Origin of the sequence: Staphylococcus borealis (assembly GCF_001224225.1) — a bacterium.
Lineage (GTDB): Bacteria > Bacillota > Bacilli > Staphylococcales > Staphylococcaceae > Staphylococcus > Staphylococcus borealis.
The window spans coordinates 114,328-137,988 of record NZ_CUEE01000005.1 but is presented as its reverse complement, the minus strand read 5'-3'; the positions used below and the strand labels follow the sequence as shown (position 1 = coordinate 137,988).

Below are 23,661 nucleotides of genomic sequence, written 5' to 3'. Positions count from 1 at the left end.
GATAAAAATGACAAACATTATTGATCAATTTAAAGTAAATGGTAAAGTAGCAATCGTAACAGGTGGTGCCATGGGTCTAGGTAAAGCGATGGCAGAAGCATTGGCACAAGCAGGCGCAGATATTGTAATTGCAGACATTAAATTAGACTTAGCACAAGAAACAGCGAAAGCAATTGCTGATAATGAAGGCGTTAAAACGACAGCATTAAAAGTAGACGTAACTAATCCAGAAGACGTTAATAAAATGGTGGATGACGTCGTAAATGAGTATGGCAAAGTAGATATCTTAGTCAACAATGCGGGTATGACAATTAATGAAAAAGCAGAAGATGTGTCTTACGAAAATTGGTTAAAAGTAATTAACTTAAACTTAAATGGTGTCTTCTTAGTAGCACAAGCAGTAGGACGTCAAATGATCAAACAAGGCTATGGTTCAATCATTAATACTTCATCTATGTCAGGCTTAATTGCCAATAAACCTCAAGAACAAGCATCTTATAATGCGTCTAAAGCAGGCGTTATCATGTTAACGAAAAGTTTAGCAATGGAATGGTCTAAATATGGCATCAAAGTAAACACAATTGCGCCAGGATACATGAAAACGGCATTAACTGAACCAATGTTTAATACTGGTGGCGAAATGATTGACTATTGGATGGGAGCAACACCAATGGGTCGTCCAGGTGAACCAGAAGAGCTAGGTGGCATTGTTGTATACCTTGCATCAGATGCGTCATCATTCGCACAAGGTAGCGTATTTACAATTGACGGTGGTTACACAGCATTATAATCATATTTAATGAATGGCAAAAATATACATCTCAACAGTAGGTGAAAATCTATCTGTATGAGGTGTATTTTTTTATAAGCAGATCAGGAATTTCAAGAATGACGTTATGCTTGCCGGTTAGGTCGGGTAAACAGTACATATAGACGTATTGAACGGAGGAATAATGATGAAACGCTCGACAGATCTCGATAAGACATTGAAATCTTTAGATGGACAAAAATACGGCGCGTATAAAAGAATTAAAGGAACATATGCCTTTAATCAATTTCGTTTAGCTATTGATCATGTACAGGTGGATCCTTTTGCGCCACCTTCAAAAATGCGACTTATGATCCAACGAGATGTTGCTCAAATTCCGGATCATTTACTAGATACGAAAGACAAACGGCTTGCAGTATCGGACTTCTTAACCCGAGCGTTTGCCTATCAAGTCGCAACGTTTAATCGCACTGTAAAAGGTTCTGGGAAAAATGGAAAAATCTTTATCAATCATTGTGGCCAAGAAATGCTAGAACGCACGTCGGTTGTAATCAATGATAAAACCATTGAAGTGCGCTTTGAAGTTGGTATGCCGGCTGCAGGACGTAAGATTCTTGGAAAAGCTGCAGCGCATACACTGATCAACGGTTTACCAAAGATCGTAAATCAAGCCATTATGTATCAAAATATTGATCAGCAAGCACTCCAACATCAAGTGACAGTAAAACTCGACCAAACGTATATTAGAGAACAACTTGAACAACAACATCTTGTTGCTTTCGTTGCGAATAATGCTATTTTACCAAGAAAAAGTGGTGTGTCTGATGAACCGATGAAAGATGCGATTCGATTTACGAGTCCAACAACGCTTGAGACGACGTTTAACTTACCAAGTGGTCGGGCAGTCACAGGGATGTCTATTCCTGAAGGCATCACATTGATTGTTGGTGGCGGTTATCATGGTAAATCGACCTTATTAGAAGCGCTTGAACGTAGCGTTTATGACCATATTCCAAATGATGGACGTGAATTTGTAATTACACGTCATGATGCTATGAAGATACGTGCTGAGGATGGACGTGGTATTCACAACGTTAACATTAGTCCGTTTATAGATAATTTGCCTGGTAAGAAGGACACGACGCATTTTTCAACTGAGAATGCGAGTGGCAGTACCTCTCAAGCGGCAAATGTGATGGAAGCATTGGAAACGCAAACGTCAACATTGCTTATAGATGAAGACACATCAGCAACGAACTTTATGATACGTGATGGGCGCATGCAGAAATTGATTGCGCCTGATAAAGAGCCCATTACACCATTTTCAAATAAAGTGAGACCACTCTTTGAAACACATCACGTTTCAACCATTTTGATTGTCGGTGGCTCTGGTGATTACTTTGATGTAGCCGACCAAGTATTAATGATGGATGCGTATCATTTGAAGGATGTGACGGATGAAGCGAAAGCCATTGCACAATCAGACGGCTATCAACGCGACACACAAGCAGATACGCCATTTGGTGAGATTCCATCTCGGGTGCCGTTAGTCACTTCTTTCTCTAAGAAGGGAAAAGATGATCGATTGAAAGCGAAAGGACTACACACAGTCATGTACGGCAAGGAAGCAATTGATTTATCTGGTTTAGAGCAACTGGTTGACGATAGTCAAACCAATGCATTGCCGGTTATGATCAATTACTTTAGACATCAACTGATAGATCATCATTTAAGTCTTATTGAGGCGACGAACCAAATGTATGAGGTGATTGAAAAGCATGGCATCGAAGCGGTATCTAACTTCGATGGTCATCCGGGTAATCTAGCGCTACCACGTAAACAAGAATTTATTGGAACGTTAAACCGTTACCGCGGATTAAAAGTGAAATAACATAACAAAAGCACATTGCACTTGATAGTTAATCAAGCTTTGCAATGTGCTTTTAATTCGTTAAGAAAAAGTCTACAGTAATATCATCATCATAATATCTTTCGTCATATTCTTCAATTGACGTATTAGGCAGTATGCTTAAGCTTTTGACATAATCAATACCATAGTCTTCGACATAGCCGTGTTGGCCATGTTTAACATAAGGCGTTACTTTCGATTTAAATTTAACAACTTGATGTAAAAATGGATCTTGGTCGTGATAATATCGCTTCGCTGCATAAACCCAAACATGATCGAAATATTGACCGCCGATGTTCACATCAGTTAATAAAATTTTCGAGAAAATAGGTTTATTTGGGATGTGTATTTTAGGTGTTATAGTAATATATTCAACTTGGCCTGTTACGGTTACAGTTTTATTCTTCAAAGATTTCAAGCTATCACGAGACATAGTATCACCTTCTTATGCAAAAATTGTAAAATTGATAACTATTACCTAAAATAATTAATGTTTAAAGTAATTTTACAATAAAATGCATAGAAAGTGGTAACTTATACATTCTGAAAATACTTAATTTCGGAAGTGTATATTTATGAAATTTACTGTATATAATGGTGGATACCTTCAGCTGCACGTATGCCACTGAAGATACAACCACCAAGGAAAGTGCCTTCTAAAGCGCGATAACCATGGACACCGCCACCACCAAAACCAGAAGCTTCACCTGCCGCATATAGACCTTGTATCGGTTGCATCTTTGAATTAAGTGCTTGGCCTTCTAAATTTGTTTGAATGCCACCAAGTGTTTTACGACTAATGATATTTAATTTGACGGCGATCAAACGTCCGTTTCTTCCACTTAATATTTTATGAGGTTTGGCCGTACGAATCAATTTATCGCCTAAGAACTGGCGTGCATTATTGATAAATGCGACTTGTGGATCTTTCGTAAACGGATTATCAATTTGTAAGTCGCGTGCTTTGATTTCTTGCTTAATCGCTTCATAATCAAGTAACGTACTACCAACTAAGTCGTTCATTTTTCGAACTAGCGTACCTAAATCATCAGCGATAACAAAGTCCGGGCCATTATTCATAAAGGCTTCTACTGGAGAGGTTGCTTTACGACCTAAGCGTTCTTGAAGTAGCAACTTGATATCTTTGTCCGTTAAATCAGGGTTCTGTTCAGAGCCTGAAAGGACGAATTCTTTCTTAATAATGTCTTCTGTTAAGATGAACCACGAGTAGTCATAACCTGTGTTCATGATAGTTTCTAATGTATGTAAGGTGTCGAAACCAGGATAATCAGGCGCAGGCATACGTTTGCCAGTAGCGTCAAACCACATAGAAGATGGACCTGGAATAATACGAATGCCGTGGTTCGACCAAATTGGGCTATGATTCTGGATACCTTCAGTGTAGTGCCACATACGATCTTTATTCACGATGTTTGCTCCTGCATCTTCAGTAATTTGAATTAACCGGCCATCCGTTGAATCAGGTACCCCTTGAATCATAGTTTTTGGTGGATTACCTAAACGTTTAGGCCAGTATTTACGAATAAGTGGCATGTTGGCACCAATACCACCTGAAGTAATTAACAGCGCATCCACTTCGAAATGGAATGTATCTATCACGGTACGGGATGATTTCTCACCGCGTGCCACATCACTTGGTTCTAAAATATTTCCAGCAATGTGTGTCACTTGATTATGTTTGATACCAATATCTGTTACTTGATGACGTGCGAGAAATTCAAATTGACCTTCTTGTTCTTTTTCAAGGACGTAACGACTAAACGGCTCAACTAATCCAGGACCTGTCCCCCATGTGATATGAAAGCGTGGCACAGAATTACCATGACCTGAAGCAGACGTACCGCCACGTTCAGCCCAACCTAAGATCGGTGTTAGGCGTACACCCATCGATTTTAAATAATTTTCCTTTTCAAAAGTCGCAAAGCGCACGTAGGCTTCAGCCCATTGTTTCGCCCAATAATCTTCATCCTCCAGGCGGTCAAATTGAGCAGAGCCAAACCAATCATTCAGCGCAAGTTCATACGAATCTTTAACCCCTAGACGTTGTTGGATCTTTGAGTTAACTAGAAATAGCCCACCGAATGACCAATAAGCTTGACCACCAATCGCTTGACGAGGTTCCTGGTCTAACATTGTGACGTGATAGCCTTTCTTTAATAATTCTGTCGCAGCAACTAACCCACTTAAACCAGATCCAATGACAAATATCTTTTTATTCATAAAAAACTCCTTACAACCATTGTTTTATGTAGTCTACATATTTTATCAAGTAATATTGTCATACGAAAGTGACAACCTAAATGTTAACAAAACGGTTTGATAGATTATCAACTTCTACGGGTATATACTTGTATCAAATGTTCTTAAAGGGGTGGATGTAAATGGCAACATTAGAAGTGCTTAATCCAGCGACAAACGAAGTGATTCAAACATTAGACTATACTGACGAAGCAACAGCGAAACAACAAATTGAGAAAGCACATGAAGCGTTTAAATCTTGGAGAGAGGTAGATGCACATGAACGTGCAGACAAATTATATAAATGGTTCGCTTTGATTAACGAACATAAAGAAGAATTGGCAGAACTTATTACTAAAGAGGGCGGTAAACCTTTAAAAGAAGCACAAGGTGAAGTAGACTACGCGAATTCATACGTTTCTTGGTATGCCGAAGAAGCCAAACGTATTTACGGACGTACCATTCCTGCGAATACACCGAATAAAAACATTATCATTAAGAAATTCCCAGTAGGTGTAGTTGGTGCTATTACGCCGTGGAATTTCCCAGCGGCAATGATTACACGTAAGATTGCGCCAGCATTAGCTGCAGGTTGTACCATTGTGTGTAAACCTGCGACGCAAACACCACTGACAACGATACGCTTAATTGAATTAGCGCATGAAGCGGGTATCCCAGAAGATGCCGTTCAATACGTAATTATGTCAGGTAAAGACGCAGGTGAATTATTCACGAAACATCCAGTGATGCAGAAAGTGACGTTTACTGGCTCAACTAATGTAGGTAAGAAACTTATTGCGCAAGCGGCTGAATCCGTTGAAAATGTCACAATGGAACTGGGTGGCCTGGCACCACTCATTGTTCATGAAGACGCCGATATTGATTATGCGGTAGACCAAACAATTGCTTCAAAATTCCGAAATGCGGGTCAAACATGTATCTGTGCAAACCGTGTATACGTACATGAAGCGGTTGAAGATGCGTTTGTTAAGCAATTAACGCAAAAAGTTCATGAACTGAAAGTCGGAAATGGTATGGATAAAGACGTTACGATTGGGCCGTTGATTAATGAAGATGGCGTGAAGAAAGTCGTTAATCAATTAGAAGATGCAGCATCTAAAGGTGCTCAATTATCACGTTCTTTAGAGGATGCACAAGCGTTAGGTGGTAACTTCTTGAAACCTGTTGTCGTATCAAATGCGAACCAAGAGATGTTAGCCATGCAAGAGGAAACATTTGGTCCTATCGTGCCTGTTGCAACATATTCAGATTTAGAAGATGCGATTCAAATGGCGAATGATACACAATTTGGCTTAGCTGCTTATTTCTTTACAAATGATTATCGTACTGGCTTCCACTTATATCATTCACTTGACTATGGCGTGATTGGTTGGAATGACGGTGGACCATCAGCTGCCCATGCACCATTCGGCGGTATGAAAGAAAGTGGTTATGGCCGAGAAGGTGGCACAGAAGGTATTGAACCATACTTAGAAACAAAATATTTATCAATCGGTAATATTTAAGCTACAACGGGAGTGGGACAGAATTCTTTTGAATTCGTCGTAACCCCAACTTGCTTAGCTTGTAAAATCACTTTCGTGATTTTTTGTGTTGGGGCCCCGACTCCCAACTTGCTTTGCTTGTAGAATTTCTTGATGAAATTCTCTTTGTTGGGGCCCCGACTCCCAGCTTGCTTTGCTTGTAGAATTTCTTAGTGAAATTCTCTTTGTTGGGGCCCCGCCCGCAAAAATAACTAAAACTGAGAAAAGCTTGAATTAAGCGCCTTCTTAGTTCAGTCAGCTACTGCGAATTTGCTAAATAGCTTCATTATATTATTTTTGTCCCATCTTTTAACTCTATGTAAATTAATGTTATGCTATTATGAAATGACTAACAGATAGAAGGTGTGAGAACATAATGACAAAAATGCTATTTTACATTAACGGTACACAAGTGACTCAAAAGAAAGTGAATAAATGGGAAACGCAACGTTTAAAAAATGTTTATAAATATTTATCGAAATATCCAGAAGCTCAGTTAAATAAAAATGTCAAATTATGGGTTAAAAATAATGATTTAGATAATATGAAACAGGAAATTGCTCAAGCTAAACTTAACATCACCTTTTCAAAACTAAGAAAATCAATGAGATTAAAATATACAGTAGGTAACTTAATATCAGCAATAGCTACTAAGCTATCGTTTGGACAACGCAAAATGAGCACAGTTGAAATCGCTATACCTAATAGTCATTTAAATGCTCAGGAAGTGATGAATGTTTTAAATCAAGTAATGATGCAGAAAACGCCAGAACATGATGAAATTAATGTGAAAGCAAATCCGGATCATTATGTACTCGAAGGCATTACTGCAGAAATTCAAGAAGTGCTTGAAACTACAGGTGGTAGTCCGTTACCGACACATTTCTTTGCTCATTATAATGATGAAACGAAACTTAAATCACGTATGTCGGAAGATTACCAAATTGAATTACCGGGCGTTGCTAAATTGAAAAACGGCATGATTATAGGCGGTATGCGTCATCAAATTCGCAATGAAAATAATGGCTTTCGTTTTAAAGCATTAGTTGAATTTCCAGCGATTTTACCAAATTATATGATTCATCAACATCAATATCATTTATGCTGTGAATTTGGAAACTGGCTGACTTACATTTTAGAAGTTGAAAGTAAATAGAGCTTTAAACTAATATTCGCTACCTAATAAAGTAGCGATTTTTTTATTGAAAAAATTATTGTGAATTCATCATTTTAGTTTAAAATTACTTTACAAATATTTATGAAATCGTTTACATACACCATTTTCAGTGAAAGAATAGTATAAGATACATAAACTTAGGAGGATGTTATTTATGAGTGAAACTATTCCGGAGAAAATGAACGTTGCATTAATGCATGAACCTTATGATATTGAAATTGTCGAAAGAGATATGCCAAAAGTAGGACCTAAAGATGTCTTAATCAAGATGATGGCAGTAGGCGTTTGTGGTTCTGATGTTCACTATTATGCACATGGTCGTGTTGGTGAATTCGTAGTTGAAAAACCAATCGTATTAGGACATGAATGTGCTGGTATGGTCGCACAAGTTGGGGATGAAGTAACAGACTTTAAAGTAGGAGATCGTGTTGCTATCGAACCAGGTGAACCTTGCCGTGAATGTGAATACTGTAAATCAGGACAATATAATTTATGTCCACATATGGAATTTATGGCGACACCACCATACGATGGTGCGTTCTGTGAATATGTAAGCCATCCGGCAGACTTCCTGTATCATTTACCAGACTCAGTGACTTATGAACAAGCAACCCTTGTTGAACCATTCTCAGTAGGTTTACAAGCATGTAAGCGTGCGGATATTAAACCAGGATCAACTGTTGTGATTATGGGTATGGGTCCCGTTGGTTTAATGGCAGTTGTCGCTGCTAAAGCTTATGGCGCAACAAACATTATCGTTTCAGACTTAGAAGATAATCGTTTAGAAGCGGCTAAACGTTTAGGCGCAACAACAACAATTAATATTAAAAATGAAGACGTCGTTGAACGCATTAAAGAATTAACAGACGGTCAAGGTGTTAACTATGCAATCGAAACAGCAGGTAACCCGATTGCCTTAAGAAGCGCATTAAATTCGTTAAAAGATGGCGGTACTTTAGCTATTGTTGGTTTACCTCAAGAAGATATGAACGAAATCAATGTGCCATTTATTGCGAACCATGAAATCAATATTGTAGGTGTGTTTAGATATGCTAATACGTACCCACAAGGTATCCAAATCTTAAGTACAACAGACGCTGACATCGATTCACTATTCACACATCAATTTGAACTTGCCGATACAAAAGAAGCGATGGAATTAACACGTACAAGTAAAGGCGATGCCTTGAAAGTGATGGTATATCCAAATGGCTTTTTAGATAAATAATGAATCACCACCATTAAGCTAAATTGAATATACATTAACAAATCAGTCTGGGACATAAATAATATAATCATGCTAATTAGCAAATTCGCAGTAGCTGACTGAACTGAGAAGGCGCTTAAATCAAGCTTTTCTCAGTTCTAGTTATCCTTGCGGGGGTGGGACGACGAATTCAAAAGAATTCTGTCCCACGCCCATTTGTGTTAGATGAAAATAAACGATTGGTCGGCGCAGAAATTTATGGTATTGACGCAGCTGAGTTAGTAAACTTATTCGTATTTATCATTAATCAACGTATGACAGCACAAGATTTAAATCAATTGATCTTTGCCTTCCCTGGTGCCTCTAGTGGTGTCATTGATATGTTGAAAGTGACTATGTTGTAAATTAATATAAATCAATAAATAAGCCTACATATTGGAACTAATGCGTTATTGTTCCAAATCATGTAGGCTTGTTTTTATATTTTAACTGTACGCGCAGTCTAAAATGTTACTTTTGAGATTCTAAGAATTTTTCAGCTACGGCTTTACCAGATTGTGGATTTTGACCAGTAATGATGCGACCATCAACGACTGCAAATTCAGTCCAGTTATCGCCTTGCTCATAGTTAGCACCGCGACGTTTCAGTTCATCTTCAGTAAGATAAGGCACGACGTCTGCCAAACCAACCGCTTGTTCTTCACTATTTGAGAAGCCAGTAACTGTTTTGCCATCGATGATATAGTTACCTTCAGCATCTTTAACATTTAATAGGCCAATTGCGCCATGACAAACAGATGAAACGACATCGTTATTGTCATAGATTTCTTGTGTTAATTTCTGTAAATCTTCATTGTCTTTGAAATCCCAAATCGTACCGTGACCGCCAGCGAAGTAGATAATATCGTAATTCTCAGCTTTGACAGCATCAGGTGTAACGGTATGGCCAAGACGTGTCATAAAATCTTTGTTTTGATAGTATTTCCAATCTAAATCAGTCATCATATCCTCTTGTAGACTTTGTGGATCAATGGCAGTATAACCACCTTCTGGGCTAATGTAATGCACTTTATAACCATTTTTATATAAGACATCCGCGAAATGAACAACCTCGCCAAACCATAGACCAGTTGGACGGTTCATATCTGGATATTTCGTTACACTTGTCACAACCACTAATGCTCTTTTTGTATTCATTGATACGCCTCCTCATTTTATACTACCTTCAGTCTACCCTTTTCAGAAAAGTAGGAAACCGAAGTAGTATATAATGGTCTATTTAAAATGTTAGATAGTAAAGCCACCATCAACATAAAGAACTTGTCCTGTAACAAATTCACTCCATTGTGAAGCTAAAAATAAAGTTGGTCCTGCAATATCTTCTGGTGTTGCAATCCTTCCCAACGGAGTTTGAGTTATAATATTTTCTTTTAGCTTTTCTTTAGTATTGTACGTTCCATTAGTTGGATACACTAATCCAGGCGCAATACAATTAACTCGAATGTTATATCGACCTAAGTCCATTGCAAGGTTTTTAGTGAAACTTTCTAACGCTGATTTAGCAACATTATATTGGTGATATGGAATAATAGGTCGTTTAGTTAAGTTACTAGTAATATTGATAATAGAACTTTCTACTTCTTCTTTAAGATAAGGCATGCAATAGTGTATAGTATTATATGCGTATTTAATGGCACCTTGGAATTGTGTGTCATATTCATCCCAAGAAACTTGATCAGCCATTTGTCGTTGCTCAGCATCAAATTTGAATGGAGCAAATGCGTTATTAACTAAGCAAGAAAGTTTACCGTATTTATTAATTATATATTTAATCATATCTTGAACTTCATCTTCATTGCTAATATCAGTTTTTATAGCTTCAACATTAGCACCAAAACTTTTGCATTTTTGAACTGTTTCGTTCGCAGCATTATTATTTGTTTTGTAATTGATAATGACAGTTGCTTTTTCTTTTGCAAATGCAATTGAAATTGCACGACCAATACCTCTACTTCCTCCAGTAATTAAAACAACTTTATTTTGAAAATGGGTCATTAAATTCCCTCCAGCAATTACTAAATTTCATATTCTACAAAGTTTTCACTGTCACTTAATAAATTTTGTTCAATATCTACATAAGAAACTAAATCTTTTAGATTAAACCCACCATCATGATGCCATCCTTCTTCAGGTAGAGTCATAGATTGAATGCTAGTAAAACGACTGACTCCAGTACTAGATAGTTTTTCACACCAATCAAACATTGTTTCCTTAGAAGATGCCATTCCTATCGTTTGGATGTATTTTTTATGAGGTGCTATTAATTGTATAAGTTCATTAATTTTATTAAATGGCATGATGCGAACAAAACGATTTAAAGGGGTAGGATAAAAGCATTGATTTTCATGATAAACAACCACCCATGATGAGTTTTGGTTTTTATATATTTTTAGAGAATCATCAAACATAATTTGTGTTTCAACCTCTTTAATTCTTTGCACACGTTCTATACTTTCTTCAAATGTGAGTGCGCGTATAGGATATTGCTTTTCTAATTGATGTAATGCACTACAAATTATCTGAGCAAAATTTTTAGGATTAATCTGTGCATTATCTTGTATGAATATCATTTGTGGTGAATAGCAACCTTGTTGATCATAACGCATGATTTCTAAAGCCATATTCTTAGCGACATTTTGAACTTTATTAGGTTTTAAAGATTCGCTACTTATAATAGATAAACCTACTTTTTCACCATAACTTAAGAACTTTTTAGTAATAGGAATTCGTTTAGAAATTTGGTTTAAAACTGTGTTATTACCATAACCTATAATCACATCTGAATGCTTAATGGCAATATCTTCTAAATTTGTGCTACCTCCAGTCCAATAAACAATAGCTATACTATTACCAATAATTGGATCGATTCTAGCTAAAAGTTGAACAAACCAACTAGCGATAAAAGGTTCAGACTTAGGTAATTTACAAATACTTCCAGATTTTACTATTAAACTATTGATTAGACTCCATAAAGGTAGTCCTGGAACATTTCCAGACCATATATGAGTGATAATATCTGGTGCGATGGCTTTTGAGAAGCCGCCTTTATGATTAGGAACAAAGTGTTCTAAAATATTAGGGTTATAAAAATCTTCTGATACGAAGCGTTGTAGTTCAAATTTTCTAAAAGTAGTTAAGTATTTTGTAAATCCTACTTTAAGTATTTCTGAACTATATCCTGTAGTTTGAGGTATGATTCTATCAATATTTTTTCTCCATTCGGATTGGGAATCTAGGAGTTCATGAATAGCTTGGTCAATTAAACTAATAATTTTTGAAGTTGAATAACTTCTCAATTTTGCTCTATGTTCTTTTATTTTAGAGCAAACGAATTCTAATTGATTTTCGGTTAATTCAGGCACTAAAGCGGTACAGTCTTGAAACTCGATTTCTTTATAATGTATTTCATGACTCGCTATAAAAGGCACATGTCCAACTTTTAATTTCATAAGTATCTCCTTAATTTTTAGAATTTAAAAATTCCTCTACAGCTAATGAACAACCTTTTGCCAATGATCCTTCAGTTCGACCATGTAATATAAATCCTTGCTCAGTAGGTTCTCCAACATCTTCCATCATGATTGTTGCCACAGAGTTATAGTTTGCTAAATCATAGTGAATTAAAATACCTTTTTCATTATAGGAAACATCCTTCATAGTCATTGGATTAACAACACGACTTCTACACCAATGAGGTGAAAATTTAATTGATGGAGATATTTGATTCCCTTTATCATAAAATTGTGTACTTAATTCTGTAACACCATACATATTGATACACATGTTTTTTGAGATATTAAATATATTTGATAATTTATCGTAAAATTCTTGTTGAGGTAGTTCTTTAGAACGATTTTTGTAACCTCCTGTATCTAATATACGGCTACCTTCAGGTAATATAAAAGTTAAATTATGTTCTTCTAGATATTCCATTAAATGAACAATGCTATAACTTGCACCAAGCAATGAAAATGGTGTTCCATTTGTTTCAGATTGTCTTAAAGCTTGAATAAGTTTTGTATATTGAATACCGCTATTGTCAATATATATTGCACTATTTTTTGTTCCGAATGTTGATTTCGCTACTTCAAGGTAATGAGCTAATGAAGAACTTGGAAGTTCTTTAGGAGAAGGGAATAATATAGCCATCTCAATCTCACTGTAATCTGGAAGAAACATTTTCTTAAAAAATGAAGTCATAGCTAAGTCATAAACATCTAAATCTTTATGATAGTTTTTGCCTTTAATTCCGCTAGTAGTACCGCTAGTCATATAGATAAATTGGGCATCTTCAATCGGTATAGTACTAAATGTTGCATGTTTGAATGCATTAATTGGGACAGCTGGAATATCTTTCCAATCATTAATTGTTTGAGGTGTTTTTCCTTGAGATAGGCAAAATCTTTTATAGTCACGGTTGTTATTAAATTGATATTCAAATAGTTTTAAAGCAACTGTTGGGAAATCATCAGAACTACCATTTTCAATAAATTGATAAATATATTGTTTAATTTGTTTAAAGTTCATTTGTATCTACTCCTTTAAAATAAAAAACAGGGAGCAACAATACAGTGCTCCCTGCTTTAATAGGTATAATAGTTATCTCGAAATCACTTTCCTACGTTGGTTTTAGCCATATCAGGTTCAATGGTTGAAGTTGATAACTTCTCTCAGCAAATAGCACCCATAGTGATATATAATTTTAATGTTGCTTATATTATATTAAAATATTAATTGAATTTCAAAATTAATTTTTGACAAATGAATAAAAGGTAATTATATTTAAAATAAAGCAGATATCAGTACTAGGGGTGTTTTTTAACTGAGATGGAGCAATCCAAACCCTTTGAACCTGAACTAGTTAGCACTAGCGTAGGGAAGTATATATCAAATATAAATCTATATACTTTTTTATGCGCAAACTTTCTGGTTAGATAAGTTTGTGTTTTTTATGTACTTTTCTGCATATTTCTTCTAAAGGAGTAGGAAAAAGTTGAAAAATTTAAATTTGGCAGATATATTGGTAACTGTTTTAATTAGCTTTATTTTTGGTTTGATTTATAAGGGTGTAGGACTAACTGTTGCAGCATTAAAACCATTAGGTCTTCATTTAGATCAAATAGCTTATGGACTTTGGTTTATAGCTGCAGTAGTTGCATTTTTAATAATTCGTAAACCAGGAGTGGCGTTACTAGCTGAGCTAGCTGCAGGAGCCGGGGAGACAATTTTATCGGGAGATATTAATATGTCCATCTTATTACATAGTTTAGCGCAAGGCTTAGCATGTGAAATTATATTTTTAATTTTTAAATACAAATCTACTAAACTAGCAGTAGCTATGTTAGCTGGTGCGACTGCTGGAATATTTACTATACCAGTTGATTGGTTATTTAACTATTTGGGAGAATTATCTACTTGGAATATAATCTTACTTTATACGATTAGAATTTTAAGCGGAACGTTATTATCAGGTGCATTTGGCTACTATATTGTAAAAGCGTTAGAAAAAACAGGCGTAACGAACTTATATCGAAATTCAACTAAAGATGATATTGACGCATTATAAAAATGTATCATTTTTATAATGAAATTTTATTTATTGTTACCTGACCATAAATTTCTTATACTTGAATTATTGTTTTTTAGTTGGAAGGAGTTATTACATTGGCACAAGATAATAACAAATTGAAATGGTCAAGCTTAATAATGGGGACATTACTGTTAATTGTGGCAGTTATCATCTTTAGTTATCCTGTTAAAAACTTCTACACGCTGACTTGGCTTATTGGTTTATTTATTCTTATTAACGGTGTGATTCAGCTGTTATTCCGTCGTGCTGCAAGAGCGGTCGCTGGTAGTGGTACTGGACTTATTATGGTTATAGGAATTATAGATATTATATTTGGACTGCTAGTCATGTTTAATGTTGGAGCAAGTTCAACATTCTTTATTTTCATGTTTGCCGCATGGTTTATTGTAAGTTCAATTATCGGTCTACTTACGATTTCTAAGCAAAGCCGTTTAAAAGGACTATCTATCATAGTTAATATTTTAGGCTTGCTATTAGGAATGATTTTATTATTTAATCCTATGATGGGGATGATACTTGTTTCAACAATGATTGCGATCACATTTGCAATTTTAGGTGTAACTTATGTCATTGACGGCCTTGCATAAATTTTCAGGGGAGGGAGAGAGACAGAATTCTATATGAATTTCTTGTCTTTCTCCCAATTTTTATATTTAGAAGAGAAAATCTTAAAAAGTGAATTCATGATTTGGAAGTATTACAATAAAATATATTAAACAATGATTATAGGAGGCATTCATGTGACGTACAATTTTGATGAAATCATTGATCGCCGTGAAACTAATGCGATGAATGTTGAAGGTTATAAAGGTTACTTATTTGGAGATGCAGATACTTCAGACTTAGAAGACCATGATGAACTCATCCGTATGTGGGTCGCTGATATGGATTTCGCGACACCCGACGTTGTGTTAGATGCGATTAAAGATAGACTAGATAAAAAGATTCTAGGTTACACTAACTTATTTGGTACAGATTATTATGATGCCTTTGTCTCATGGACAGAGCGACGATTTGGTTATACATTCCCACAAGACCACCTTGTATTCTCTCATGGTATAGTTGCTGGGTTAATTGAACTTGTAAGTTATATTTGTGATGAAGATGACAAAGCGCTTATTTTAACACCAAGTTATGGACCATTTAAAATGGCATGCGATAAAAACCACATTGAAACGGTTTATTCTCCAATGATTAATCATAACGGTTATTATGAAATTGATTTCGAAGATGTACGCAAAAAAGTAGAATCAGAAAATATTAAACTGTGTATCTTTGCGAACCCACATAATCCAACAGGCCGCGTATGGTCAGAAGATGAATTGAAACAATTTGGTCAAATCATGGCAGATAATGATGTATGGATCATTTCAGATGAAATTCATTGTGACATTAAACGTGCCGGTCAAACCCATATCCCTTTTGCTAAAGCAGTGCCAGATTACGATAAGATTGTGACCGCAATGTCGCAAAGTAAGGCATTTAATATAGCAGGCTTAATGTTCTCAAACATCATTATTCCGAATAGAAGATTATTAAAGACATGGAAGTTACATCACTTTAGTTCTGAGAATCCATTAAGTATCGTTGCGACACAAACAGCTTATGAAAAAGGCGAAGACTGGTTAGCCGCTATGAATGATTATTTAGACGATAACTTCAAATATTTGGCAAACTTCTTAGAACAAGAACTCCCTCATGCAGAATTTAAAATACCAGAAGCCACATACCTCGCATGGGTAGATTTAAGCTATTACATCAAAGAAAAAGAAATCAACGAACCCATCGCGAAATACTTTATCAAACACGCAGGCGTAATCATTGAAGGACAAGAACAATTTGTCCATAACGCGGAAAGTCACATTAGAATCAATATTGCCATTCCACGTGAAGTTATGAAAAAAGGATTACAAAAAATAAAAGATGCATTGATTTAAAAGGAGATTATGCATGTCAATTATACCCCCATCGAACAACGGCCAGACACCATTTCAAAAGTTATTAGGCCATCAAGACAAAATCATGCAGTCATGGTCACAGCTAAGTGATGTGCTAGAAAGTGACGGCACACTTAGCAAGGCATTGAAAGAAGAAATACGAAGAATGTTAGCCCAGAATAATGGGTGCCAATACTGTAAGGCAAAAGGTCAACCTACCGGCAGTCTAAAAGATGAAAAATCATCCATTTGCATAGGATTTACCGAGGTGTTTATCAAAATGGGCGACCACATTCCAGACAACATTATTAAAGTACTTCAAGACAATCTAACAACAGAAGAAATCGTTGAACTCATTGCATTTATTACATTCACCAACGCACAACAGAACTTTGGTGCAATAATGAAATTACAACCATAACACAAACCTCTAGTCTATTTGGCTAGAGGTTTTTTGCTTTGAGAGACTAGTGAGATAGTTAGTGAAATCGTATAAAATCGATATGAAATTTAAGAAATAAGTATATAAAAATTTAATTTTACAATTATTTGAAAATTCAAAATCATGAGTATAAAATGTAATTAAAGAAATAAGATAGCGCTTACATTAAAAATAAAGCATATTTTATTTCTATGTTTTTACAGAGTATTTTGGGTTGCACAATAATATGTTCTTATGAGAGTAGGTGATAGTGATGACAGAATCATATGATTTGATTGTTGTTGGTGCAGGACCTGGTGGATATGTTGCCGCTATTCGCGCTGCACAATTAGGTCAAAAGGTAGCAATAGTAGAGAAAACTAATGCAGGGGGGACTTGTTTAAACGTAGGTTGCATACCTTCTAAAACATTACTTGAACATGGAACAAAGGCGCATGACATCAGTATGGCTAATGATTGGGGGATTGAAACACAATCATTAAAAGTGAACTTCTCAAAATTATTGAAACGTAAACAGCACATTGTTAACACGCTTACGGATGGTGTGAAGTATTTATTAAAGAAAAATAAAGTGACTTATATTGAGGGAGAGGCTACTGTAACAGATGATTTAAAGGTCAAGGTAAATAGTGACACTTATCAATCAAAAGATATTATTTTAGCTACAGGTAGCAAACCATTTATCCCGCCTATTAAGGGATTAGATGATATTAAATATGAAACTACAGACACATTTTTTGATTTAGATACATTACCTAAACAACTTGCCATTATTGGGGGTGGTGTTATTGCGACTGAGTTAGCTTCTTCAATGGCAGATTTGGGAGTTAAGGTCACAATGATTGAAGTAAATGAAGATATTCTCCTGACTGAGATTGAAGTGGTGCGTGAACGATTAAAAGCACATTTGAAGAGTCAAAAGATTAAAATTTTGACCAGCGCTAAGATCAGTCAATTAACCTCATCCGAAGTAATCTTAGAGAATTACGATGATGTGTCATTTGATACATTATTGGTGGCAACTGGTCGACAGCCGAATATTAAAGTAACTGAAGCATTAGATATAGAGATGGACGGTAAATTTGTACAAGTTGATGACCACTATCAAACGAGTCGTCCACACGTATATGCTATTGGAGACCTAATTAAGGGCTATCAACTTGCACATGCAGCGAGCGCACATGGAATACATGTTGTTGAAACTTTAGCTGGATTAAATCCAAATCCAGTTTCTCCAGAAAATATTACGCGTTGCATCTATACTCGACTTGAAGCAGCCTCTGTGGGTTTATCTGAGGAACAAGCTAAGGAAGCGGGTTATGACGTGTCCGTAACACAATCTACTTTTCAAGGTAATGCAAAAGCGCTTGTAAAAGGAGAATCACAAGGGTTTATCGAAATTGTAGCTGATAAAAAGTATGGTGAAGTATTAGGTGCCTTTATTGTTGGTCCACACGCGACAGATTTAATTGGTGAAGTATTAGGTGTTAAGGCCTCAGAAGGTACGATGAATGAATTATCTAACATCATTCAACCACATCCCGCTCTATCAGAGGCTATTGGTGAGAGTGCGGATGCATACTTCGGAAAAGCCATTCACATGTAATTACAAAACGAATCATGAGTGATGGGAGGAACTAACGATGGAAAAAGAACAAGCACGTTGGATTTATAAAACGATGAATGAAATTCGATACTTTGAAGAAAAGGTGCATAAAATCTTTAGCGATGGTAAAATTCCTGGTTTTGTTCATTTATATGTAGGCGAAGAAGCCGTAGCAACTGGTGTTATGTCACAACTTGAAGATGATGACTATATCACTAGTACCCACCGTGGTCATGGACATGCGATTGCGAAAGGTTGCGACTTAAATGGTATGATGGCTGAAATTATGGGTAAACGCGATGGTCTTGGCCATGGTAAAGGTGGCTCAATGCATGTTGCGGAAATTGATAAAGGGATGTTAGGGGCCAACGGTATCGTAAGTGGTGGCTTTGGTCTTGCGACAGGTGCTGGCATCTCTATTCGAAATCAAGGTAAAAAGAATGTAGCGGTCTGTTTCTTTGGAGATGGTGCAGCAAATGAGGGGAATTTCCATGAAGGACTAAATTTTGCTTCAATTTTAAATCTTCCAGTTATCTTCGTTTGTGAAAATAACCAATTCGGTGAAGGTACAACACATGACTATGCCAGTGCCTCAGAAACAATTGCCGAACGTGCTACAGCCTATAATATGCCAGGCGTCAGAGTAGATGGCATGGATGTAGTCGAAGTGTACAAAGCAGCTCAAGAAGCCGTTGAACGAGCAAAAAATGGTGAAGGTCCTACATTAATCGAGTGTGACACATACCGTAAGTATGGACATTTTGAAGGTGATGAACAAAAAGTTAAATCTCCAAACGACCGTAATGCAGATAAAAATGCAACAGAAGACTTTAAGCGACAAGCACTCGAAGAAGGTTGGTTGACTGAAGAAGAAGCAGATGAAATTGAACAAGCAGCTGAACAAGCTGTCGAAGATGCCGTGAAATATGCAGATGACAGTGAATTGCCAGATGTCGAATCGTTATATAAAGATGTATTTGCTTAAAGGAGGTTATCGCTATGAGTGAAGAACGCAAGTTAACATTTATGGGCGCAATTAACGAAGCAATCGATCAGTCAATGGAACAAGATGACAACGTTATTCTCATTGGTACCGATGTTTCAGGTGGTGCAGGTGTTGAACATATTAAAGATGACGATACTTTTGGGGGCGTCTTTGGTGTCACAAAAGGTCTCGCAAAAAAATATAGTCGTGACCGTGTTATTGATACTCCAATTGCTGAACATATTACATTAAGTTCTGCTGTAGGTGCAGCGGCAACCGGCTTACGTCCTATTGCTGAATTAATGTTTAATGATTTTATTGGTTTTGGATTGGATCCGATTCTAAATCAAGGAGCAAAAATGCGTTACATGTTTGGTGGTAAAGCTAAAATTCCACTTGTCGTACGTACAGTTCATGGCGCTGGTGCAGGTGCAGCAGCACAACATTCTCAATCGCTATATAACATGTTCGCCGCTATTCCAGGTGTGAAAGTGGTTGTGCCGTCTAATCCTTATGATGCTAAAGGACTGTTAATGGCAGCAGTACAAGATGATAATTTGGTAGTCTTTTCAGAAGATAAAACGTTACTCGGTCAAAAAGGCAATGTACCTGAAGAACCTTATACAGTAGAAATTGGTAAAGCAAATGTGACACGTGAAGGTGAGGATTTAACAATTGTAGCAATCGGTAAAATGGTTGCTGTTGCTGAAGAGACAGCAGAGAAATTAGCAGAGGATAACGTTTCAGTTGAAGTCATTGATTTACGTTCTGTATCACCGTGGGATGAAGAAACAGTACTAGATTCAGTGAAGAAGACAGGACGATTAATTGTGATTGATGAATCGAATCCACAATGTAATGTAGCAAGAGATGTGGCATCTGTTATTGGTGATATCGGTTTCGATTACTTAGACGGACCAATCAAAAAAGTCACTGCACCTGATACACCAGTTCCATTCGCAGCTAACCTTGAACAAGCCTATATACCAAACGTAGATAAAGTGTTGGATGTTGCGTCTGAACTAATTGAAGACTTAAAACAAGTTAATTCATAGGCAGGGAGGTGTTGAACGATGAGCGAAAATATTATTATGCCAAAACTCGGTATGACGATGAAAGAAGGCACAGTCGAAGAATGGTTTAAAGCTGAAGGAGACACTGTCGAACAAGGGGAAAGCGTCTGTACAATCAGTTCTGAGAAACTAACGCAAGATGTTGAGGCACCGGCCAGTGGTACGCTACTCCAAATTAAAGTTCAAGCCGGTGAAGAAGCAGAAGTCAAATCTACTTTAGGTGTTATTGGAGACGAAGGTGAGAGTTCTGAAGATAGCAATACTTCTCATTCTGAAAATGTAGAGTTAAACAACGCTCAATCAGACAATGAAAATCAACAAACGAACGATACAACTTCTGCAAATGAAGATGATAGTAAGCATGATGAAGATACAAGAAAATCCAATAATATTGAACATAAAAATGGTAAACGTATCTTTATTTCACCACTTGCACGCAAGATGGCAAAAGATAAAGAGTTTGATATTACGCGAATTCAAGGTACGGGTGGTAATCAACGTATTACGAAACTAGACATCCAACGTGTCGAAAATCAAGGATATGATTTTGAAAATAAAGATGAGCCAACACAATCTACAGTAGAGGCTAGCTTTAACAGTGTAAATGTGGGCGAGGGATTAAATCCTATGCGTAAGCGTATTGCACAAAATATGCGTCAGAGTCTTAATGAAACAGCACAACTCACATTACATCGCAAAGTAGATGCCGACCGCTTGCTAGATTTTAAAGACAAATTATCGGCGGAACTTGAGAATGCAAATCAAGATACGAAACTGACTGTCACAGTATTGCTAGCCAAAGCCATCGTATTAGCGCTTAAAGATTATGGTGCTATGAACGCACGTTATGAAAATGGTCAACTTACAGAATACGATGATGTTCATTTAGGTGTAGCAACCTCACTCGATGAAGGTTTAATGGTACCAGTTATTAACAATGCAGATACTAAAAGTATTGGTGCCTTAGCTCAAGAAATTAAGTCTTCTGCTGAAGCGGTACGTGACGGTAACACTAACGATATTCAACTTTCAGGTGCTACCTTCACAATTACAAATATGGGTACCAGTGGTGTTGAATACTTTACACCTATTCTTAATCTAGGTGAAACAGGTATTCTAGGCGTAGGTGCACTTTCTAAAGAAGTTGTGCTGGAAGGAGATAGTATCAAACAAGTATCACGCATTCCGTTAAGCTTAACATTTGATCATCAAATTCTTGATGGTGCGAGTGCTGCTGACTTCTTAAAAGTATTAGCTAAATATATCGAAAATCCATATCTATTAATTCTGTAATAACAAACCCATTTGATTCGATTAATACCCTCAGCGCATTTAAAATGCTGGGGGATTTTCATGCCTTGTTCTAAATACGTCCCTTATTTAAAAAAGTAAAAAATCTGTCACTTACGTTTATTTGAAATTATAAAAATATAACTCTAATATATAATTGAAAGGGTGTAAAGCGCTTACACCAAATTAGGGTGATTATGTTCAAAGCAAACATTATTAAGGGATGGAAAGACAACTTCAAAGGTGAAAGGGGTAGCAAATGATGTCTAAATCATATGATTTAATCGTTATTGGAGCAGGGCCTGGAGGTTATGCAGCAGCAATTCGAGCAGCACAATTAGGAAAGCATGTAGCGATTGTTGAGAAACAACATGTGGGTGGTGTATGTCTGAACGTAGGTTGTATACCGTCAAAGATATTTTTAGAATATGGTGCGAAAGTGAGAGACATACAATCTGCAAACAATTGGGGAATTAAGACGAATCACATAGATATTGATTTAAACGGTCTAGTGCAACGTAAAGACCAAGTGTTTAAGACCGTAACGGATGACGTTCGAGATGCACTACAGCAACACAATGTTGACATGATTGAAGGCGAAGCGGAAGTACTTGAAGGATTGAAAGTCCAAGTGAATCAGACCATTTACTCGGCGAAAGATATTATTTTAGCAACAGGGACAAAGCCGTTTGTACCACCAATCGAAGGTCTAGATCAAGCACACTTTGAAACAGCTGACACATTTTTCAACATGGATGCATTGCCGAAACAACTCGTGATAATTGGTGGCGGTGTGATTGCCTCGGAAATCGCCTCTTCAATGGCTGACTTAGGCGTAGATGTAACGATTTTGGAAAAAGGCGATAACATTTTATCTAGTGAAATTGAGGAGATACATACGCATCTATCCTCATATCTGAAACAACAAGGTGTACAAATTATTACCAATTCAGAAACAACGAAAGTAAATGCTACAACCTTAGAAATAGATGGTAAAGACGGACCTAAAGAAATACCATATGAAACGTTACTCTTTGCGACAGGACGACAACCTAATGTTCATGTGGCTAAGGCGTTAAATCTAGAACAGGAAGGGAAGTGCCTCCAAGTCAATGAACATTATGAAACAAGCTATGCGCATGTTTATGCGATTGGTGATTTGGTGCCAGGTTATCAACTAGCACATACCGCAAGTGCGCATGGTAAGTATGTAGCAGAACATATTGCAGGCAAACATCCAGAGGCGATTAATCAAGAAGATATACCGCGATGTATCTATACAAGATTAGAATCTGCGTCTGTTGGTTTATCAGCATTACAAGCACAAGAGGCGGGCTATGAGGTTGAAGTGACGACTGCGTCTTTTCAGAAGAATCCTAAAGCAATCTTGAAAGGTGAAACACAAGGACTTGTTAAAATAGTAGCGAATAAGCAAGATGGCAAGATTTTAGGTGGATTTATCGTTGGGCCGCATGCGACAGATTTAATTAGTGAAATCTTAGGCATTAAAGTGGCAGGAGGTACGTTGAACGATATTGCGCACATTATTCAACCACATCCTTCACTATCAGAAGTGATTGGTGAAAGTGCAGAGGCATCTTTTGGAAAAGCAATATACCATTAAATATGAACGATCATTATCTTTCAAAAACCAAGTCAAATACATTAGCGATTTATTTATAAATTACACAAAATGAATTTTAATATTTACGTAACGAGTATGGATAATCCCCCAGGCGCGCCAAAGCTGCTGGGGGTTTTAATGTGTTATTTATGTAACTTATTAATTAGCGTAGCGATTAAAGTATCACTA

The 23,661-nt window shown here is 36.6% G+C and carries 20 protein-coding genes, 1 pseudogene and 2 riboswitches; of the genes and pseudogenes, 15 read left to right on the top strand and 6 right to left on the bottom strand.

What is annotated here, in order from left to right; translation table 11 throughout:
• Positions 1 to 7: 7 nt before the first annotated feature.
• Positions 8 to 790: a glucose 1-dehydrogenase gene (locus AK212_RS07650; protein ID WP_053030120.1), complete on the top strand. Its 783-nt coding sequence runs from the start codon at positions 8 to 10 to the stop codon at positions 788 to 790.
• 166 nt (positions 791 to 956) lie between these two features.
• Positions 957 to 2,660: an ABC-ATPase domain-containing protein gene (locus AK212_RS07645; protein WP_053030119.1), complete on the top strand. Its 1,704-nt coding sequence runs from the start codon at positions 957 to 959 to the stop codon at positions 2,658 to 2,660.
• A gap of 52 nt (positions 2,661 to 2,712) precedes the next feature.
• Here the strand turns inward: AK212_RS07645 and AK212_RS07640 are convergent, their stop codons facing one another.
• Positions 2,713 to 3,111: a hypothetical protein gene (locus tag AK212_RS07640; RefSeq protein ID WP_053030118.1), complete on the bottom strand. Its 399-nt coding sequence runs from the start codon at positions 3,109 to 3,111 to the stop codon at positions 2,713 to 2,715.
• A gap of 149 nt (positions 3,112 to 3,260) precedes the next feature.
• Positions 3,261 to 4,919, bottom strand: coding sequence for an FAD-binding dehydrogenase (locus AK212_RS07635; protein WP_053030117.1), 1,659 nt, complete (start codon positions 4,917 to 4,919; stop codon positions 3,261 to 3,263).
• A 161-nt stretch (positions 4,920 to 5,080) separates the two neighbouring features.
• Between AK212_RS07635 and AK212_RS07630 the strand changes: the two genes are divergently transcribed.
• The 4 genes and pseudogenes from AK212_RS07630 to AK212_RS07615 all read left to right on the top strand — a co-directional run.
• Positions 5,081 to 6,463: an NAD-dependent succinate-semialdehyde dehydrogenase gene (locus tag AK212_RS07630; RefSeq protein ID WP_053030116.1), complete on the top strand. Its 1,383-nt coding sequence runs from the start codon at positions 5,081 to 5,083 to the stop codon at positions 6,461 to 6,463.
• A 394-nt stretch (positions 6,464 to 6,857) separates the two neighbouring features.
• Positions 6,858 to 7,637 (top strand): hypothetical protein, encoded by a 780-nt coding sequence (locus tag AK212_RS07625; RefSeq protein WP_053030115.1) that lies wholly within the window; start codon positions 6,858 to 6,860, stop codon positions 7,635 to 7,637.
• Between the two features lie 175 nt (positions 7,638 to 7,812).
• Positions 7,813 to 8,886: an NAD(P)-dependent alcohol dehydrogenase gene (locus AK212_RS07620; RefSeq protein ID WP_053030114.1), complete on the top strand. Its 1,074-nt coding sequence runs from the start codon at positions 7,813 to 7,815 to the stop codon at positions 8,884 to 8,886.
• Between the two features lie 197 nt (positions 8,887 to 9,083).
• A pseudogene (locus AK212_RS07615) lies at positions 9,084 to 9,269 on the top strand (NAD(P)/FAD-dependent oxidoreductase); the annotation flags it as partial.
• A gap of 106 nt (positions 9,270 to 9,375) precedes the next feature.
• Here the strand turns inward: AK212_RS07615 and AK212_RS07610 are convergent.
• From AK212_RS07610 to AK212_RS07595, 4 genes are all read right to left on the bottom strand, one after another.
• Positions 9,376 to 10,062 carry a type 1 glutamine amidotransferase domain-containing protein gene (locus AK212_RS07610; RefSeq protein WP_053030112.1) on the bottom strand — a complete coding sequence of 229 codons (687 nt, stop codon included), beginning with the start codon at positions 10,060 to 10,062 and terminating at the stop codon, positions 9,376 to 9,378.
• Positions 10,063 to 10,152: 90 nt separating this feature from the next.
• Entirely contained in the window at positions 10,153 to 10,920 is a 768-nt protein-coding gene (locus tag AK212_RS07605; protein WP_053030111.1) for an SDR family oxidoreductase, read from the bottom strand.
• A 20-nt stretch (positions 10,921 to 10,940) separates the two neighbouring features.
• On the bottom strand, positions 10,941 to 12,374 hold the full coding sequence (locus tag AK212_RS07600; protein ID WP_053030110.1) for an acyl-CoA reductase: 1,434 nt from the start codon (positions 12,372 to 12,374) through the stop codon (positions 10,941 to 10,943).
• Between the two features lie 10 nt (positions 12,375 to 12,384).
• On the bottom strand, positions 12,385 to 13,452 hold the full coding sequence (locus AK212_RS07595) for a LuxE/PaaK family acyltransferase (RefSeq protein WP_053030109.1): 1,068 nt from the start codon (positions 13,450 to 13,452) through the stop codon (positions 12,385 to 12,387).
• 71 nt (positions 13,453 to 13,523) lie between these two features.
• A riboswitch (TPP riboswitch) is annotated at positions 13,524 to 13,623 on the bottom strand.
• 99 nt (positions 13,624 to 13,722) lie between these two features.
• Positions 13,723 to 13,821, top strand: a riboswitch (TPP riboswitch).
• Between the two features lie 97 nt (positions 13,822 to 13,918).
• Between AK212_RS07595 and AK212_RS07590 the strand changes: the two genes are divergently transcribed.
• The 9 genes from AK212_RS07590 (at position 13,919) to lpdA (AK212_RS07550) (ending at position 23,472) form a co-directional block, all read left to right on the top strand.
• Entirely contained in the window at positions 13,919 to 14,491 is a 573-nt protein-coding gene (locus tag AK212_RS07590; protein ID WP_053030108.1) for an ECF transporter S component, read from the top strand.
• Positions 14,492 to 14,589: 98 nt separating this feature from the next.
• Entirely contained in the window at positions 14,590 to 15,102 is a 513-nt protein-coding gene (locus AK212_RS07585) for a DUF308 domain-containing protein (protein WP_053030107.1), read from the top strand.
• 153 nt (positions 15,103 to 15,255) lie between these two features.
• The gene (locus AK212_RS07580) at positions 15,256 to 16,452 is read left to right on the top strand and encodes a 3M3SH-releasing C-S lyase (RefSeq protein ID WP_053030106.1); all 1,197 of its coding nucleotides are present in this window, start codon (positions 15,256 to 15,258) and stop codon (positions 16,450 to 16,452) included.
• Between the two features lie 13 nt (positions 16,453 to 16,465).
• A complete protein-coding gene (locus tag AK212_RS07575) occupies positions 16,466 to 16,873 on the top strand; it encodes a carboxymuconolactone decarboxylase family protein (RefSeq protein ID WP_053030105.1) in 408 nt (135 codons plus the stop codon).
• A 274-nt stretch (positions 16,874 to 17,147) separates the two neighbouring features.
• The gene (gene lpdA, locus AK212_RS07570; protein ID WP_053030104.1) at positions 17,148 to 18,500 is read left to right on the top strand and encodes a dihydrolipoyl dehydrogenase; all 1,353 of its coding nucleotides are present in this window, start codon (positions 17,148 to 17,150) and stop codon (positions 18,498 to 18,500) included.
• Between the two features lie 37 nt (positions 18,501 to 18,537).
• Complete coding sequence (locus tag AK212_RS07565; protein ID WP_053030103.1) at positions 18,538 to 19,485, top strand: thiamine pyrophosphate-dependent dehydrogenase E1 component subunit alpha; 948 nt, start codon at positions 18,538 to 18,540, stop codon at positions 19,483 to 19,485.
• A gap of 14 nt (positions 19,486 to 19,499) precedes the next feature.
• Complete coding sequence (locus AK212_RS07560; RefSeq protein ID WP_053030102.1) at positions 19,500 to 20,540, top strand: alpha-ketoacid dehydrogenase subunit beta; 1,041 nt, start codon at positions 19,500 to 19,502, stop codon at positions 20,538 to 20,540.
• Between the two features lie 18 nt (positions 20,541 to 20,558).
• Positions 20,559 to 21,851 carry a dihydrolipoamide acetyltransferase family protein gene (locus AK212_RS07555; protein WP_053030101.1) on the top strand — a complete coding sequence of 431 codons (1,293 nt, stop codon included), beginning with the start codon at positions 20,559 to 20,561 and terminating at the stop codon, positions 21,849 to 21,851.
• A 259-nt stretch (positions 21,852 to 22,110) separates the two neighbouring features.
• Positions 22,111 to 23,472 (top strand): dihydrolipoyl dehydrogenase, encoded by a 1,362-nt coding sequence (gene lpdA / locus AK212_RS07550; protein ID WP_053030100.1) that lies wholly within the window; start codon positions 22,111 to 22,113, stop codon positions 23,470 to 23,472.
• The last annotated feature ends 189 nt before the right edge of the window (positions 23,473 to 23,661 follow it).